The sequence below is a fragment of the Pseudomonas sp. NPDC086278 genome (assembly GCF_050280905.1).
Taxonomy (GTDB): domain Bacteria; phylum Pseudomonadota; class Gammaproteobacteria; order Pseudomonadales; family Pseudomonadaceae; genus Aquipseudomonas.
The window spans coordinates 15,102-32,076 of the sequence record NZ_JBNNWE010000069.1 but is presented as its reverse complement, the minus strand read 5'-3'; the positions used below and the strand labels follow the sequence as shown (position 1 = coordinate 32,076).

Sequence of the window (16,975 nt, the reverse complement as noted above, 5' to 3'; positions counted from 1 at the left end):
CATGCTGCTGCCGCGCATTCACTGGCTCACCACAATCTTCCCGATCATCTGCGGGTGCAGCGCACAAAAATACTCAAATTCCCCCGGCGTGTTGATGAAAAACCTGCACAGCCAGAAGGCCTGACTCTAATCCGAGGGGAAACACCATGGGATTCAATTGCGGCATCGTCGGCCTGCCTAACGTCGGCAAGTCCACCCTGTTCAACGCCCTGACCAAATCCGGGATCGCGGCCGAGAACTTCCCCTTCTGCACCATCGAGCCGAACACCGGTATCGTGCCGATGCCGGATCCGCGCCTGGAAGCCTTGGCTGCCATCGTCAACCCGAAGCGCATCCTGCCGACCACCATGGAATTCGTCGACATCGCAGGCCTGGTAGCCGGCGCCTCGAAAGGTGAAGGCCTGGGTAACAAGTTCCTCGCCAACATCCGTGAAACCGATGCCATCGCTCACGTGGTCCGCTGCTTCGAAGACGAGAACGTGATTCACGTTTCCAACAGCGTCGACCCGAAACGCGACATCGAGATCATCGACCTCGAACTGATCTTCGCCGACCTCGACAGCTGCGAGAAGCAACTGCAGAAAGTCGCCCGCAACGCCAAGGGCGGCGACAAAGATGCCGTGGTCCAGAAAGGCCTGCTGGAGCAACTGATCGCCCACTTCACCCTCGGCAAGCCTGCACGCACGCTGATGAAAAACATGGGCGTCGACGACAAGGCAGTGATTCGCGGCTTTCACCTGCTGACCACCAAACCGGTCATGTACATCGCCAACGTCGCTGAAGACGGCTTCGAGAACAACCCGCTGCTGGACATCGTCAAAGCCATCGCCGAAGAAGAAGGCGCCATGGTGGTCCCGGTCTGCAACAAGATCGAAGCGGAAATCGCCGAGCTCGATGACGGCGAAGAGAAAGACATGTTCCTCGAAGCTCTGGGCCTCGAAGAGCCTGGCCTGAACCGTGTGATTCGCGCCGGCTACGAGATGCTGCACTTGCAGACCTACTTCACCGCCGGTGTCGAAGAAGTCCGCGCCTGGACCGTGCGCGTCGGTGCCACCGCACCCCAAGCCGCTGGCGTGATCCACACCGACTTCGAAAAAGGCTTCATCCGCGCCGAAGTGATCGCCTATGACGACTTCATCCAGTACAAGGGCGAAGCCGGCACCAAAGAGGCCGGTAAATGGCGTCTGGAAGGCAAGGATTACATCGTCAAGGATGGCGACGTGATGCACTTCCGTTTCAACGTCTGAGTTATTCCGGACGAAGCACCCGCCCAAGAAAAAGCCGCGTTTGATACGCGGCTTTTTTGTGCCTGGAAGATTCATCCGCCACACCACAGCCCCCCCCTGTGGGAGCTGTGTGGTTTCAGGCCTTTTTGGTTCTTGGCAGGAAGATCGCCAACACGCCAAACAGCGGCAGGAACGAGCACAGGAAGTACACGTATTCAATGCCGTGCACGTCCGCAAGGTGCCCCAGCAACGCCGCGCCAATCCCGCCGAAGCCGAACATCAAGCCGAAGAACACGCCGGCAATCATCCCGACGTTACCCGGCACCAATTCCTGGGCGTACACCACAATCGCCGAGAAGGCCGACGCCAGAATGAAGCCGATGACCACGCTGAGAATGCTGGTCCAGAACAGGTCGACGTGCGGCAGGATCAGGGTGAACGGCGCTACCCCGAGGATCGAGAACCAGATCACCGCCTTACGCCCGATCTTGTCGCCAATCGGCCCGCCGAAGAACGTCCCCGCCGCCACCGCGCCGAGGAACAGGAACAAATGCAGCTGCGAACTGGCCACCGACAAGTCGAACTTCTCGATCAGGTAGAAGGTGAAGTAGCTGGTGAAACTCGCCATGTAGAAATACTTGGAGAACACCAGCAGCCCGAGCACCACCAGCGCACTGATCACCCGTCCCTTCGACAGGCCATGCGTCGCGGCCTGGCCTTGTTTGAGCTTGAACAGGTTCAGGTGATTGGCGTACCAGCGGCTGATCCGGTACAGCACAAACAGTGCAAACACCGCGAACAGGCCAAACCACGCGACATGGCCCTGGCCGAACGGAATGATGATCGCCGCCGCCAGCAAAGGACCAAACGCCGAACCCGCATTACCGCCGACCTGAAAGGTCGATTGCGCCAGCCCGAATCGTCCGCCCGACGCCAGTCGCGCCACGCGAGAGGCTTCCGGGTGGAAGGTCGACGAGCCGATACCAATCAGCCCCGCCGCCAGCAGAATCATCGGGAAGCTGCCGACCACCGACATCATCAAAATGCCGATCAGCGTACACACCGTCCCGGCCGGCAACAGCCAGGGTTTAGGATGACGGTCGGTGTAATAGCCGACCCACGGTTGCAGCAGTGAGGCGGTCAGTTGAAACGTCAGGGTGATCAACCCCACTTGAGTGAAGGTCAGGCCATAGTTGGCTTTGAGCATCGGATAAATCGACGGCAGCACTGACTGAATCAAGTCGTTGATCAAGTGCGCCAGCGCCACCGCGCCGATGATGCGCATGACCAAAGGGCTGCTTTGCGGGGTCGCGGGAGCGGACGTCGCGCCGGTCGGAGCGTTGGTGATAGCCATGGAGTTTCCAGACAACAGATGAGTGCACGCGGGCAGGTGCGTCAATGTGCCATTTTTCAGGGCGACAGCGCCATCCCCTTAGCCAGCTAACGACCTCATCGTTCATCGTGAAAAAAGTAATAGCGCAACGCCATGGTCTGAATCTTGCCTTACTAATCCGCTTCAACGCGGCCCCTTACAAAGGGGACCGAGAATGGGAAGTTTCACCACAGAGTCGGCCTACAGAGCGGACGAGGGTGAACTTTCGAGGCCTTTTAAAAGGGCACAGGTCGCGGTCGGAACGACTTCGATGCACGCCGATGGTGCGTGGTGTCCAGAGGAGTCATGGGGCATGTCGTTTTTATCACCGGGGATCGGGCTGCTAGGGCGTTTTGGCTTCGCACGCAAATTTCAGCTGTTATTTCTGCTGTTCATACTGCCGCTGGCTGGCAGCCTGTTGATGATCGGTCAGGACTACCGCGCCAAACTGAGCCTGATCTCCGGCGAACGTGCCGGGGTGCGGCAACTGCTCGCGCTGGACGCTCTGGATAACCTGCTCGCCGCCCAGCGTGACCGCGCCGCGCGTTGGCGCGCCACCGAGACCAATCGCCAGCCAACACCCGCGACCCTGGCGGCAATGGGCGCCTTTGATGCGGTTCAGCCGGCAGTCGCCCAAGCCACCACGGAGTTGGGCAACGCGTTGCAAACCGAAGGTGCCGAGGGCGAAACCCTTACCCGCTATCAAGCGCTGCAAACCGCGCTGAACGGCCTCGACTCGAAAAGCCTGAGCAGCGTCGGCTGGTGGCCGGACGGTTACGACCGTTTCACCAATGCCTTGAGCGCTCTGCAAGCGTTGCGCGAACAGATCACCATGGACAATCGCCTGACGCTGGCGCCGTGGCTGGAGACTTATCTGTTGACGCAGATCTCCACGCAACATGCGCCGGACCTGATCGAACGGGTCGGGCGCCTTGCCGCTGTAGGCCAGGCGTCTGTGGTGTCGGGCCAGTTCACCTTGCAAAGCCGCTTGCAGTTGCGCGACCTGCGTAGCCGCATCGGTGATGCCCGCGAGCAGCTGGTAAAAACCGCCAGCCTGCTGGAAGCGCGCCTGCCCAGTGCCTTGCAAAGCTGGGCCGGGCAATACCATGACAGCCTCAAGCACCTCGACGCGACGTTGAAAGTCCTGGATGACGGCGTGTTTGGCGGCAGCATTAATCTCAAGCCGGAAGATTTCGAGCGTAACCTCGACAGCCTGCTCACCGACCTCGCCGCCCTGCGCCAGCAATCGCTGATGTCGCTTGACCAGCGCCTGGATTACTACCACACCTCGGCCATTCGTCAGTTCATCCTGGTGGCGGCAATCTTTGGTTGCCTGTTGCTGGCCGCGTTGTATCTGTTCGTCTGCTTGCAGGCTTCGATCCGCCGCAGCGCCAGCGGCATCACGCTGTTGGCCGAAGCCTTGCGAGACGGCAACCTGAGCCTGCAAGTGCCGGTGACGGGCCGTGACGAACTCGCCGCCATCAGCACGGCGCTCAACGTTGCCGTGGTGCAACTGCGCAACAGCTTGCTGGGGGTCGACCACGAAACCTTGCAGGTGAGCAACGCGGTGCGCACGCTCAATCACCATTCCAGCGGCGCCCTCGGCGAAGTCGAAGCGCAGCAGTTGCAGATCAGCCAGATCGCCGCGGCCGCCACGCAATTGGCGGCCACGTCCCAAGGTGTCGCCCAGAGTTGCGAGCAGGCGTCCGGCAGCGCTCAACACACTCAGCGCATCGCCGCCGACAGCAGCCGCGACAGCCAACGCACCACGGCCAGCATCCAGCAGCTCAATCAGCGCTTGAACGACACCGCCGCAGCGCTGGGCCGGGTCAGTGAACAAGGGCAGCAGATTCAATTGGTGGTCGACACCATTCGCGGCGTCGCCGAGCAGACCAACCTGTTGGCGCTCAACGCCGCCATCGAGGCCGCTCGCGCCGGTGAACAAGGGCGCGGGTTTGCCGTGGTCGCCGACGAAGTGCGCAGCCTGTCGCAACGTACGCAGTCGTCCACCGCGCAAATCGCCGGCACCGTCGACAGCCTGCGCAGCACCGTGAACGAGGCCGTGAGCTTGATGGAAGCAGCCTGCAGCCAGGCGCAAAGTGATGCGCAGTCGGTCACAGGGCTGGGCGAACGTCTCGGGGAAATTGCCCTCGCGGTGCAAGGCGTTACCGACACGTTGGCGCACATCGCCACAGCGGTCGAGGAACAGGCCAGCACCGCCGACGAGGTCAGCGGCAACATTCAGCAAGTCGATCAGGCGGCGGTAAGGTTGCTTGAAGGCGCGCGGGCGGTGAACCTGGCGGCGGACACCTTGAGCCAGGGCAGCAAGGCCTTGAGCGCGAATACCGGAAGATTTCAGCTGAGTTGACGCCCTCCTCCGGCCCGAATTTGCGGGCCGGGTGGATAAGCGGTTGAAAGCGTAGAGAAATATTTTAGATTTGCGCTTGACGCATCTGCATTACCGGTGAATAATGCGCGCCACTTGGCTACATAGCTCAGTTGGTTAGAGCATAGCATTCATAATGCTGGGGTCCGGGGTTCAAGTCCCTGTGTAGCCACCAAGTACTAAAAACGGCTTACCGAAAGGTAGGCCGTTTTTTTATGCCTTGAAAAAAGTGCCGCCGCGCCATGCGGCAAGCACTGGATTCGTATCAGCCACGAATCGTTGGTAATGCCGACAACGCCCGCTCCCATATCTGCCACGTCCGCAGCCAGACCATCGCCTGCCAGTCGTTGTCGGCAGGAAAGAACTGTTCCAGCAGGTTCAGTTTGATCTCGCGCCCCACTGCATCAGTGGGATGGCCATGCAAATGCAGCCAATGGTCATCGCGCAAATGGCAATGAACTGCCGCGCCGGGATAGGTCCCGCACTCGATCACAAACGGCATCAACTTCACCTGCGGCAACGCATTGAGCAGCGCCTGCGAGGTGTAGCCCGTCGCGGTGGCCGCCACACCGGTTTCACTCAGCGTGTCGGCGCCGGTCAGCAAGGTGTAGAGCCACGGACCGTAAATGGCTTGCGCATCGGGCAGCGCCGGATACGCCGACTCGGTGATCGTCAGCAACATCGGATGACCGTACTCGCCCGCGCCGGTGTGCAAGTCGAAGCACATGGCGACGTCAGCGTGGGCAATGTGTTTCTGGAGAATCTGGTGCAGCGTGCGGTTCGACCAGCTCGGCGCGAGCCCGCCATAAAACAGGCCATCGGCGTGACTGTGTTGGCCGCCCTCGACAACCGACATCACCGCCGGCCAGCCGTGTGCGCCAATCTGCCCGTCGAGCAAGGCATCCGCGCGCTCACGCTCGGGACCCTGCAGTTCGGTGCTGGCGTAGATTTCATGCAGCGCGGCATAGGCGCGGTTGTCGGGCAGCGGTTTTTCGAAGTTCAGGTGGTTGCGATTGAGGTCGATGTTGTCTTCGTTGACCCGCCGCAACCATGCCGTGCCCCAGGGATTGATCAGGTGGATCATCACCACCGCGACGTCCGCGGGCAACGAACGCTTGCCCAGTTCCTGCAGCCATTTGATCTGGCAACCCGAGCCATAGAAGCCCTCGACGCCATGGGTGCCGCTCAGCGCAATCAGCAAGCGCTTGGCGCGCGGATCACCCAACACCGCCACGTCGGTGTTGAGCGGTTCGCCAAACGGTCCTTTGAGCGGATGCGGATACTCGGTCAGCGTCGCCCCGGCCGCGGTCGCGGCGGCCAGGAATTGCTCACGCTGGGTGCGATAACTCGGCTGGGTCGGAAACTCGTTTTGCATGGCTGCCTCTTGGTGATCTTCTGGCCGGTGTCATGCCCTGAACCCTACAGAAAATACGCTGGCGCATGAAGGACAAAAGCATAGTTGCTGTAGGCCATGGTTTGCGTCCCCCGACGTCGGCCGATAAAGTCTCCCGACCTTTTCCCACGGACGGAGTGCCCCGCGTGTCCTCAGCCTTCCACTTGAGTCGCTATCGCCGGTCAGCCTTGTCGCTGATCGCCATCGCATTGACCCTCGCCGCCTGCAACGCGCCACCCACTTCGACATTACCGGTCGCACCGGAAGCGGCCTCGGGCTTTCGCACCGACCTGCAAACCCGCCACGCCAGCCAACACATGGCCGCAGCGGCCAACCCTTTGGCGGCTGAAGCCGGGCGCGAGATGCTGCGTCAGGGCGGCTCGGCGATTGACGCCGCGATTGCGATGCAAGCGGTGTTGACGCTGGTCGAGCCGCAATCGTCGGGCATCGGTGGCGGCGCATTTATTGTGCTGTGGGATGGCAAGAACGTACGGACCTATGACGGCCGCGAAACCGCGCCGGCCGGTGCCACCGAGAAGCTTTTCCTGCAAGCCGATGGCACGCCGATGCCGTTTACTCAGGCGCAGATTGGCGGTCGGTCGGTGGGCACCCCGGGCGTGTTGCGCGCCCTTGAACTGGCGCATGCAAAACACGGTCGCCTGCCATGGGCGACGCTGTTCGCGCCGGCGATCAAACTCGCCGAGCAGGGCTTTGCCATCTCGCCGCGCCTGCATCAACTGATCGCTTCGGACTCATCGATGCAGCGTTCGCCAGACATGATGGCGTACTTCCTCAACGCCGATGGCAGCCCGAAAGCCGTCGGTACACAACTGAAGAATCCGGCACTGGCCGCGGTGTTGAAACGCATCGCCAAGGAAGGTCCGGATGCGCTGTACAAAGGCCCGGTCGCCGAGGAGATCGTCGCCAAGGTTCAGGGCCACGCCAACCCCGGCAGCCTGTCGCTGAACGATCTGCAAGGTTACCAGGCCAAGGAACGCGCGCCGCTGTGCACTGACTACAAGCGCTGGCAGGTGTGCGGCATGCCGCCACCGTCGTCGGGCGGGATCGCGGTGGCGCAAATCCTCGGCACGCTCGAGGCCTTGGAGACTCGCGACAAACGCTTTGCCCTGGCGCCGATGAAGCCAATCAAGACCGACAAGCCTGCCGGCATCGAACCCACGCCTGAGGCCGTGCACTTGATCTCGGAAGCCGAACGCCAGGCCTACGCCGATCGCGCGCAATACGTCGCCGACACCGATTTCGTGCCGGTCCCGGTCAAGGGTCTGGTCGACCCGGCCTATCTCGCCAGCCGCGCCGCCCTGATCGGTGAACGCAGCATGGGGACGGCCAAACCCGGCACGCCGCCGGGCATTCAAGTCGCCTACGCACCGGACCGTTCGCCACTGCGAATCTCCACCTCGCAGGTGGTGGCGGTCGATGACGAAGGAGGCGCGGTGTCCATGACCACCACCGTGGAGGCGGCGTTCGGTTCGCACTTGATGGTCCAGGGTTTCATGCTCAACAACCAGATGACCGATTTCTCGTTCATCGCCGAAGAGAACGGCCAGAAAGTCGCCAACCGCGTCGAACCCGGCAAGCGCCCGCGCTCGTCCATGGCCCCGACGCTGATCTTCGACCGCCAGAGCGGCGAATTCCTCGCCACCCTCGGCTCCCCTGGCGGCTCGCAAATCATCGAATACGTCGCCAAAACCACCGTCGGCCTGCTCGACTGGAACCTCGACCCGCAAGCCGCCATCAGCCTGCCCAACTTCGGCAGCCGCAACGGCCCGACCGAACTGGAACAAGGCCAGTTCAGCCCGACCCTGATTCAGGCGCTGAAGGACAAAGGGCACAGCGTCAACGAGATCGACATGACCAGCGGCACCCAGGCGATTGTCCGAGTGAAGGACGCGCAGGGAAAAAGCGCGTGGGCGGGCGGGGCTGATCCACGGCGTGAGGGGGAAGCGTTGGGGGATTGAGTCCTACGCGAAGATGGGAAAGGGCTTACCTGTAGAGGTAGGCCCTTTTTTATGCATTTCACTTTTCACTGAAAATGCATGGAGCTTTCATTTATCCACTTACAGTTTTTGACTTAACACAGATAGCGATTACAGATAATTTTCACACCGGGTTGAAAAATAGCCCTATAAATAGGGCCTATTGAGGGCCTCATTAGAGATAACCTTCCGCGCCCCTAGAGAAAAAAATCTATGCCCGAGTTTTCGCATCACAATCTTGAGCTGCTGAACCCCACATTCGACTCCCCTTTGGTAGATGTGTTGAGCGAATTGGAGCACCTGAGACGATTGCGTCTCGAGGGGGACACCCCGGCGCCGGTATTTTTCCAACTCAAGGAGATTTTCCACACGCTGGAAAGCTTGGGATCTGCGCGGATTGAAGGTAACCACACCACTTTGGCCGACTATCTGGACAATAAAATCGAGGGCAAGGCGGCTGATAGCGACCAGTTACGCGAAATAGCCAATATCGAAAAGGCCATGATTTACATCGAAGAAGTCATGCAGCCAGGAGAACCTCTGACTGAGCGAATTATCCGTGAAATCCATTCGATGACAGTTCAAGAGCTTGAGCGCGAAGGTGATAGAACTCCCGGTACCTATCGTCAGACTTCGGTGCGTATCGCTCAATCGGTACATCTTCCGCCCGAGGCGATTCAGGTGCCGGGGTACATGGAAGAGCTGGTAGCGTTCGTGAATCGTGACGATCTGCCCAAGTACGATCTGATGAAAGTAGCCCTGGCGCATCATAGATTTGGATGGATTCACCCTTTCGGAAACGGCAACGGACGCGTGGTGCGTCTGCTGACATATGCGCTGCTGATGAAATATGGCTTCAACGTAAACACAGGTGGGAGAGTGCTGAACCCGACAGCCGTTTTCTGTAACGACCGCGAACGCTATTACGCGATGCTGGGTGTTGCTGACACCGGGGCGACAGCAGGTCTCGAAACATGGTGTGTCTATGTGCTGGAAGGCGTAAAGGATGAGATTGCCAAAGTAGACCGCCTTACTGACTATGCCTACCTCAAACACTCGATTCTTTCACCGGCTGTAGCATTCGCTCGTCAGCGCGAATGGATTACTAAAACAGAAGAGGCTGTGCTGAATACGGCGATAAATGAAGGCGTGGTCAAGTCCGCCGATTTGGTGAAGACCCTACCGAACCTGTCAGCTACCCAGCGCACTTATCTGATCAAAAAACTGGTTAACCAAGGAATGCTCCTTCCAATCAATGAAGGAGCAAGGCAGTACACCATCGGGTTCTCTAACAATTACCTGATCCGAGGTGTGATCAAAGGACTCAGGGACCAAGGTTTTATCCCCGCCCCCCTGGAAAACCCTTGAAAAAAATCAGGCCGGAACACCCAAAATGATATGCGACGCCTTGATCACCGCCGTCGCCGTTACGCCCGGCGCCAAGCCGAGTTCTGCAACGGCCTCACCCCTTTGAATACGTTACGGGCGCTGACCTTCATCTGTCTCCTTGAACAATAGTTTTTGTATACAACTGCGCGCATCATTCGCCAAACAGCGTGTCAAGCAACGGCGTGCACTTGTGACGCACTAAGGCTGCAAGGTCTTGCCATCCACCGGGTCGCCAATCGTCAGGAAGTGCCCGCCCGCCACATGGTGCAAGGTGCGCAGTGCGTCTTGCCCCTCGAAATGCCAGCGACCGTCGCTGAATACGCGCTCATCGGCTTGCGCGGCAATCACCTCGGCGAGGAACAGGTCGTACTGCTGATGATTGTTTGGTTCCGGCAGCAGTCGGCATTCCAGCCACGCCACGCAGCCTTCGAGCAGCGGCGCGTCGATCAATTCACCGGCAAAGGTAGGCAAATCGTAGGCCTGAAACTTGTCCCGGCCCTGGCCTTGAGTCAGCTCAAGACCCGACGTCGAGCCGACAGTTTGCACAATGTCGGCCTGCGCCGCGCAGGGCACGTTCAGCACGAAAGCGCCCGAGGCTTCCAGCAGTTGGCGGGTCCAGGTGGATTTGTCGAGGACCACGGCGATTTTGGGCGGCTCGAAATCCAGCGGCATGGCCCAGGCAGCGGCCATGATGTTGCGCTGCCCGTCATGGGCCGCGCTGACCAGCACAGTCGGGCCGTGATTGAGTAGCCGATACGCCTTGGACAAGGGAACCGGACGGCGGTGGGAAGCGCTCATGGAATCTGCTCCAGGAAAAGAGCCGATTGTAGCGAGGTCTGAGCAGGCCTCGCTCAATCGTGTGCATCACGTCGTCAGTTGGTTGGCAAACTGCCCGACTGCGTTCACTACTTTCTGCGCCCCGTCCTGGATCTCGACGATCACCCTGCCCGCCTCCGCCGCCAGCGCCAGGCCTTGTTCGGCCTGAAGCTTGCCGTCGGTCATCAGCGCCACGGCATTGCGCGCCATGTCCTGGTTGTGGCGCACGACGCCGACAATTTCATCGGTCGCCTGGCTGGTGCGCGAGGCCAGTTGCCGGACCTCATCCGCCACCACGGCAAACCCTCGGCCCTGTTCACCGGCACGCGCCGCTTCAATGGCGGCGTTGAGCGCAAGCAGGTTGGTCTGTTCGGCGATGCCGCTGATGGTTTTGACGATGGTGCCGATCACCAGCGACTGCTCGTTCAAGGCTTCAATGCCTTCACCAGCGGTTTGCATGTGCCTGGCCAATTCACGCATCACATCGACCGCTTGAGTGACCACGGCAGTGCCGCGCTGGGCACTTTGATCGGTCTGCTGCGAGGTGCTGTAGGCGATGTTGGCGGCTTCGGCGACGGCGTTTTCCTGATTGACCTGATCGGTGATCACCGTGGCGAACTTCACCACTTTGTAGAGGTTGTTGTTGGCATCGGCCACCGGGTTATACGACGCCTCCAGCCAGACCGTACGCCCGTGGCTGTCAACGCGCTTGAAGCGGTTCGCGACGAATTCGCCGTTGTTCAGGCGACGCCAGAAGTTCTGATACTCGTCGCTGGTGTAATCCTCCGGCAGGCAGAAGGTGCGGTGATGTTTGCCTTTGATCTGCGCCAGGCTGTAACCCATGCCGTTAAGGAAACGGTCATTGGCCGTCAGTACATTGCCGTTCAGGTCGAACTCGATCACGGCCGTCGAACGCACCAGCGCGCTGATCAGGTTTTCATGCTCGCGCGACGCTTCGATGGTGCGCGTCAGGTCGCTGGAATAAATCGAAAAATGTTTGATCCGCCCGTCTGCGGATCGAACCGGCTGCACGATTGAACGCAACCACGCTTCCTGGCCATTGCCTCGCAGTAAACGCACGGCACCGGCGAAGTGTTCGCCACGGGTCAACGCGGTTTTGAAACGGCGGTGGAATTCGTCCGATTTCACATGGTGCGGCACGAGGTCTTCAATGTTGCGATGGGTCAGGTCACTGCTCTTGTAGAGCATCTCGCCGATGAAATTCTGGTTGGCCGATTGAATGCGCCCATCGGGCTCAAGGATCAGGACCAGCATCTCGCTTTCCAGACTGTCCTTCACTTGCTGAAGGCTGCAGAGTTCTTCGCGAAGAGCCGACAGCTCCTGCTTCAAGCGTTTGTTAAACATGGGAAATTCCGAGGGACTGGGGGAGAAAGCGGCGTGCAGCCTAGCCATCGGCGGTGCGGGTATTTTCTGAAGAGTGTTTCAGAGTTTGTCCTGCAAAAAGCTGCTCGGCGCCGGCGCTTTCACCGGGCGCACGGGGCCGCGCTGCTACTGCCAACGTGCGGCATGCGCGCACCGAAATACGCCGCGCAGCTAACGCCGACCACGCCCATGACTGCGCAGAACATCACGCAGATCCACGGGCTCCACGGCATCAGACCAATCAATAACAGTGGGGTGACACTGGCCCACGCCGCGTAGGCAATGTTGTAGGTGAAGGAAATCCCCGAAACGCGAATCCGCGCCGGAAACAGGCTGACCATCACCGACGGCACCGCGCCGACGACCCCGCAGCTCAGGCCGGCAATCGCGTACGCCAGGCCGATCCAGTCGCCGCCCGTGATCAGGCAGCCATAAAGCACGCCAATCCCCAGCGGCAGCAGCAGGCTGTACAACATGACGGTGCGCCAGGCGCCGATGCGGTCGACCAGCAAGCCGGCGAGCACGCAACCGATGTTGAGGAACACGATGCCCAATGCGCTCAGGGCAAACGTGTGGCTGGCGGTAATGCCGAAGCTTTTCTGCATCATGGTCGGGGTGATGACGACAAACACCACCACCGCCGAGGTCAGCACGCAGGTGAGGATCATCGCCGGCAGCATCGCCAGGCGATGTTCACGCAGCACCGTGCGCAACGGCAATTCGACGGCGGCATCGCGCTGCGCTTGCATCGCCATGAACACCGGCGTCTCACTCAGCCAGCGACGCAACCAGACACCGATCACGCCAAAGACACCGCCCAGCAGGAAGGGATAGCGCCAGGCGAAATCGAGAATCTCTGCCGGGGTGAATGCCTGCGCCAGAAAGGTCGCCGTCAACGCGCCGATCAGGTAACCAAAGGTCAGCCCGGCTTGCAGGAAACCCAAGGCATAACCGCGATGCCCGGCCGGCGCGTGCTCGGCGACGAACACCCAGGCGCTCGGCACTTCACCGCCCACCGCGGCCCCTTGCAAGATGCGCAGCGCCAACAACAACAGCGGCGCGAAATAGCCGATCTGAGCGTAGGTCGGCATGATCCCGATCAGCAGGCATGGCAGCGCCATCATCAGGATGCTGAGGCTGAAGACTTTCTTGCGCCCCAGCCGGTCGGCGAAATGCGCCATCAGAATCCCGCCCAGGGGACGCGCCAGGTAACCGGTGGCGAAAATTCCGAAACTTTGCAGCAGGCGCAGCCACTCGGGCATTTCCGGGGGGAAAAACAGCTGACTGAGGGTCAGCGCAAAAAACACGAAAATAATGAAATCGTAGATTTCCAGCGCGCCGCCAAGGGCCGCAAGGCCGAGGGTCTTGTAGTCCGAGCGGGTGAACGGCGCCGGGCGCGGATCGGTATGGGCAGTCATGAAAAGAACTCTGGCACAGGCAAAAAACCAAGGCGCCCATGGTCTACGCAAAAGCGCCAGTGGACAACCCGTTAGACCATCGTCGCAAACGCCTAAAACTTCGTCACAAAAAATGACCGATTGATTTACTGTTGGCACCTGTCCGCACGGGCGTTTGCCGCCCTGAAGACCACAACAAACATAAAAATTCGAGGTACTCCCGTGGCCGCTGATATCGACGATAGCCGCTATGCCCGCTTTGCCCTGCGTTGCTCAAGCTTTGCCGAGCGCTGGTTCCCCGACTCCTGGGTATTCGCCGCGCTGGCGGTGATCATTGTTGCCGTGGCCACGCTGTTCATGGGCGCCAAACCCACCGATGCGGCGATGGCCTTCGGTGACGGCTTCTGGAGCCTGATCCCGTTCACCATGCAGATGGCGTTTGTGGTGATCGGCGGCTATGTGGTCGCGGCCTCGCCGCCCGCAGTGAAACTGATCGACCGCCTGGCGCGGATCCCGAAAAACGGTCGCTCGGCCGTGGCGTGGGTCGCGTTGATTTCCATGGTCGCGTCATTGCTGAACTGGGGTTTGTCGCTGGTGTTCGGCGGTTTGCTGGTGCGCGCCCTCGCCCGCCGCACCGATCTGAAAATGGATTACCGCGCTGCCGGCGCCGCCGCGTACCTCGGCCTCGGCGCCGTGTGGGCCTTGGGCCTGTCATCGTCCGCCGCACAATTGCAGGCCAACCCGGCCAGTCTGCCGCCATCGATTCTGTCGATTACCGGCGTGATTCCGTTCACCCAGACGATTTTTCTCTGGCAGTCCGGCGTGCTGTTGCTGGCGCTGATTATCGTCTCGCTGATCATTGCCTACGCCACCGCCCCCGGCCCGAACACCGCGCGTGACGCCAAGGCCTGCGGCATCGACCCCAGCTTCAACCTGCCACCGCTGCAACCGCGCACCCGCCCGGGCGAATGGCTGGAACACAGCCCGCTGCTGACGATTTTGCTGGTGCTGCTGGCGGCCGGATGGCTGTTCCACGAGTTCTCGACCAAACCGGCGATCAGCGCGATTTCAGGCCTGAACACCTACAACTTCCTGTTCCTGATGCTCGGCGCGCTGCTGCACTGGCGTCCGCGCAGTTTCCTCGATGCGGTGTCCCGCGCGGTGCCGACCACCACCGGCGTGCTGATCCAGTTTCCGCTGTACGGCTCGATTGCCGCGCTGATGACCACGGTCAAAGGCACCGACGCGCAAACCCTGGCGCACCACATCTCGACCTTCTTCGTACAAATCGCCTCCCACGACACCTACGCCCTGCTGATGGGCGTGTACTCGGCGATTCTCGGTTTCTTCATCCCGTCCGGCGGCGGCAAGTGGATCATCGAAGCGCCGTACGTGATGCAGGTCGCCACCGACCTCAACTACCACCTCGGCTGGGCCGTGCAGATCTACAACGCCGCCGAAGCCCTGCCCAACCTGATCAACCCGTTCTACATGCTGCCGCTGCTGGGCGTGCTGGGTTTGAAGGCGCGGGACCTGATCGGCTTTTCGTTTGTGCAGTTGCTGGTGCACACGCCGCTGGTGCTGTTTCTGCTGTGGGCACTGGGCACGACGCTGACGTATACGGCGCCGGTGATGCCGTAAATGCCGCTGATTGCACCTGCCGAACGTGCGGGTGCGATCAGTTTTGATGGGGGGCAAAACGTTCAGTGATTCAGGCAATGCTGCCTGAACGGTCTCCGTCAGAAGGTGTGAGCTTCAAGGAACGCAGCGCACGGGCTGATGGCAATTCGTCGCAAATAATAGCTCAGTGCCACTACTTTCCTTTACCGCTCTGCGGCTCCGGTAATATCCTTGCGCGATTATTATCTGTTTCAAGTTTTTGCAGACCGGAAAGGGAGTTCTTTTAGATGATCGTAGGGATTGACCTCGGCACCACCAACAGCCTCGTTGCCGTCTGGCGCGGGGAGTCCAGCGAGTTGGTGCCCAATGCGCTTGGCCAGTTCCTCACACCGAGCGTGGTCGGTCTCGACGATCAGGGCCGCGTGCTGGTCGGCCAGGCCGCGCGCGAGCGGTTGCACACCCATTCGCGCCAGACCACGTCGCTGTTCAAGCGGCACATGGGCAGCGCCACCGAAGTACGCCTCGGCGACCGCACCTTCCGCCCCGAAGAACTCTCGGCCCTGGTGCTCAAAAGCCTGAAGGAAGACGTCGAGCGTGCCTTCGGCGAAACCGTGCACGAAGCAGTCATCAGCGTGCCGGCCTACTTCAGCGATGCCCAGCGCAAAGCCACGCGCATCGCCGGTGAACTGGCGGGTTTGAACGTTGAAAAACTGATCAACGAACCGACCGCCGCGGCATTGGCTTATGGCCTGCATCAACGGGACAAGGAAACCTCGTTCCTGGTGTTCGACCTCGGTGGCGGTACGTTCGACGTATCGATCCTGGAGCTGTTCGACGGCGTGATGGAAGTGCGCGCCAGCGCCGGTGACAATTTCCTGGGTGGCGAAGATTTCGACAGCGTGTTGCTGGAGCACTTCCTCGATCACCATCGCAACAGCGACCATTTCCCGGACCGCAACAGCATCATCCAGCCCCTGCGCCGCGAAGCCGAGCGCGTACGCAAAGCGCTCGGCCAGGACAACAGCGCCGAGTTCAGCCTGCGGGTCGACGGCCAGCAATGGACGCAAACCATCACCCAGCAACAACTGGCCGCGCTGTACACGCCGCTGCTCGAACGCCTGCGCACGCCGATCGAACGCGCACTGCGCGACGCTCGGATTCGGGTCAGTGATCTCGACGAAATCCTGCTGGTGGGCGGCACCACGCGCATGCCGCTGGTGCGCAAACTGGCGGCCGGCCTGTTCGGGCGCTTCCCGTCGATCAGCCTCGACCCGGATCAAGTGGTCGCCCATGGCGCGGCTATTCAAGCCGCACTGAAAGCACGCTCCGCCGCGATGGAAGAAGTGGTGCTGACCGACGTCTGTTCCTACACCCTGGGCATCGAGACGTCGGCCCAGATGGGGCAGCAATTCGAAAGCGGGCATTACCTGCCGATCATCGAGCGCAACAGCATCGTGCCGGTCAGCCGGGTCAAGACCGTTTACACCCTGCACGATAATCAGGAGCACGTCGTACTGCGCATTTTCCAAGGCGAAAGCCGGCTGGTGAAAGACAACGTGCCGTTGGGCGAACTGGACATCAAGGTGCCGAAACGCAAGGCCGGCGAAGTCGCGCTGGATGTGCGTTTCACCTACGACAACAACGGTTTGCTCGAAGCCCAAGTGGTGGTGCCGCTGACGGGCGATCTGCATTCGCTGGTGATCGAGAACAACCCCGGCGTGCTCACCCCCGACGAGATCAAACAGCGTTTGCAGGGCCTAGCGCTATTGAAAATCCATCCGCGCGATCAGCAGGTCAACACCGTGTTGACCGCACGTCTTGAGCGTCTGTATCAGGAAAGCCTGGGGCAGATGCGCGAACAGATCGGGCACTGGGCCAAGCAATTCCAGCACGTGCTGGAGTCGCAGGACGAACGCCGGATTCGTGAAGCACGCAACGAACTGACGCAGCAACTGGGCACGCTGGACAACGGCCTGTGGCAATAAGGAGCAGCGAC

At 60.6% G+C, this 16,975-nt stretch carries 10 protein-coding genes, 1 tRNA gene and 4 pseudogenes; 7 read left to right on the top strand and 8 right to left on the bottom strand.

Annotated features, from left to right (window positions below; all coding sequences use genetic code 11):
• Positions 1–18: 18 nt before the first annotated feature.
• A pseudogene (locus ACQKP4_RS20250) lies at positions 19–93 on the bottom strand (cupredoxin domain-containing protein); the annotation flags it as partial.
• Positions 94–146: 53 nt separating this feature from the next.
• Here ACQKP4_RS20250 and ychF point away from each other — a divergent pair.
• Complete coding sequence (gene ychF, locus ACQKP4_RS20245) at positions 147–1,247, top strand: redox-regulated ATPase YchF (protein WP_427635401.1); 1,101 nt, start codon at positions 147–149, stop codon at positions 1,245–1,247.
• Positions 1,248–1,362: 115 nt separating this feature from the next.
• On the opposite strand, the gene ACQKP4_RS20240 is transcribed toward ychF, so the two are convergent.
• A complete protein-coding gene (locus tag ACQKP4_RS20240; RefSeq protein ID WP_427635400.1) occupies positions 1,363–2,580 on the bottom strand; it encodes an MFS transporter in 1,218 nt (405 codons plus the stop codon).
• Positions 2,581–2,911: 331 nt separating this feature from the next.
• Between ACQKP4_RS20240 and ACQKP4_RS20235 the strand changes: the two genes are divergently transcribed.
• Both ACQKP4_RS20235 and ACQKP4_RS20230 read left to right on the top strand, forming a co-directional pair.
• Entirely contained in the window at positions 2,912–4,966 is a 2,055-nt protein-coding gene (locus tag ACQKP4_RS20235; protein WP_427635399.1) for a methyl-accepting chemotaxis protein, read from the top strand.
• 116 nt (positions 4,967–5,082) lie between these two features.
• Positions 5,083–5,159, top strand: a tRNA-Met gene (locus tag ACQKP4_RS20230).
• A gap of 90 nt (positions 5,160–5,249) precedes the next feature.
• Here the strand turns inward: ACQKP4_RS20230 and ACQKP4_RS20225 are convergent.
• Entirely contained in the window at positions 5,250–6,359 is a 1,110-nt protein-coding gene (locus ACQKP4_RS20225; protein ID WP_427635398.1) for a DUF2817 domain-containing protein, read from the bottom strand.
• 164 nt (positions 6,360–6,523) lie between these two features.
• Between ACQKP4_RS20225 and ggt the strand changes: the two genes are divergently transcribed.
• Together ggt and ACQKP4_RS20215 are read left to right on the top strand one after the other, a co-directional pair.
• Entirely contained in the window at positions 6,524–8,356 is a 1,833-nt protein-coding gene (ggt, locus tag ACQKP4_RS20220; protein ID WP_427635397.1) for a gamma-glutamyltransferase, read from the top strand.
• Between the two features lie 231 nt (positions 8,357–8,587).
• Entirely contained in the window at positions 8,588–9,742 is a 1,155-nt protein-coding gene (locus ACQKP4_RS20215) for a Fic family protein (RefSeq protein WP_427635396.1), read from the top strand.
• 6 nt (positions 9,743–9,748) lie between these two features.
• On the opposite strand, the pseudogene ACQKP4_RS20210 reads toward ACQKP4_RS20215, so the two are convergent.
• From ACQKP4_RS20210 to ACQKP4_RS20190, 5 genes and pseudogenes are all read right to left on the bottom strand, one after another.
• A pseudogene (locus tag ACQKP4_RS20210) lies at positions 9,749–9,838 on the bottom strand (TOBE domain-containing protein); the annotation flags it as partial.
• A gap of 123 nt (positions 9,839–9,961) precedes the next feature.
• Positions 9,962–10,561: a flavin reductase family protein gene (locus tag ACQKP4_RS20205; protein ID WP_427635395.1), complete on the bottom strand. Its 600-nt coding sequence runs from the start codon at positions 10,559–10,561 to the stop codon at positions 9,962–9,964.
• 66 nt (positions 10,562–10,627) lie between these two features.
• Positions 10,628–11,065, bottom strand: a pseudogene (locus tag ACQKP4_RS20200) (methyl-accepting chemotaxis protein); the annotation flags it as partial.
• Between the two features lie 102 nt (positions 11,066–11,167).
• Positions 11,168–11,854: pseudogene (locus ACQKP4_RS20195) on the bottom strand (PAS domain-containing protein); the annotation flags it as partial.
• Between the two features lie 209 nt (positions 11,855–12,063).
• Positions 12,064–13,380, bottom strand: coding sequence for an MFS transporter (locus ACQKP4_RS20190; RefSeq protein ID WP_427635394.1), 1,317 nt, complete (start codon positions 13,378–13,380; stop codon positions 12,064–12,066).
• Between the two features lie 201 nt (positions 13,381–13,581).
• On the opposite strand from ACQKP4_RS20190, the gene ACQKP4_RS20185 reads away from it, so the two are divergent.
• Entirely contained in the window at positions 13,582–15,000 is a 1,419-nt protein-coding gene (locus ACQKP4_RS20185) for a short-chain fatty acid transporter (protein ID WP_427635393.1), read from the top strand.
• 266 nt (positions 15,001–15,266) lie between these two features.
• The gene (locus ACQKP4_RS20180; protein ID WP_427635392.1) at positions 15,267–16,964 is read left to right on the top strand and encodes a molecular chaperone HscC; all 1,698 of its coding nucleotides are present in this window, start codon (positions 15,267–15,269) and stop codon (positions 16,962–16,964) included.
• Positions 16,965–16,975 lie beyond the last annotated feature (11 nt).

Excerpts from the sequence above, each read along its gene's own strand:
- ychF (WP_427635401.1), top strand. The coding sequence starts at position 147 with ATGGGATTCAATTGCGGCATCGTCGGCCTGCCTAACGTCGGCAAGTCC.
- ACQKP4_RS20240 (WP_427635400.1), bottom strand. The coding sequence starts at position 2,580 with ATGGCTATCACCAACGCTCCGACCGGCGCGACGTCCGCTCCCGCGACC.
- ACQKP4_RS20235 (WP_427635399.1), top strand. The coding sequence starts at position 2,912 with ATGTCGTTTTTATCACCGGGGATCGGGCTGCTAGGGCGTTTTGGCTTC.
- ACQKP4_RS20225 (WP_427635398.1), bottom strand. The coding sequence starts at position 6,359 with ATGCAAAACGAGTTTCCGACCCAGCCGAGTTATCGCACCCAGCGTGAG.
- ACQKP4_RS20215 (WP_427635396.1), top strand. The coding sequence starts at position 8,588 with ATGCCCGAGTTTTCGCATCACAATCTTGAGCTGCTGAACCCCACATTC.
- ACQKP4_RS20205 (WP_427635395.1), bottom strand. The coding sequence starts at position 10,561 with ATGAGCGCTTCCCACCGCCGTCCGGTTCCCTTGTCCAAGGCGTATCGG.
- ACQKP4_RS20190 (WP_427635394.1), bottom strand. The coding sequence starts at position 13,380 with ATGACTGCCCATACCGATCCGCGCCCGGCGCCGTTCACCCGCTCGGAC.
- ACQKP4_RS20180 (WP_427635392.1), top strand. The coding sequence starts at position 15,267 with ATGATCGTAGGGATTGACCTCGGCACCACCAACAGCCTCGTTGCCGTC.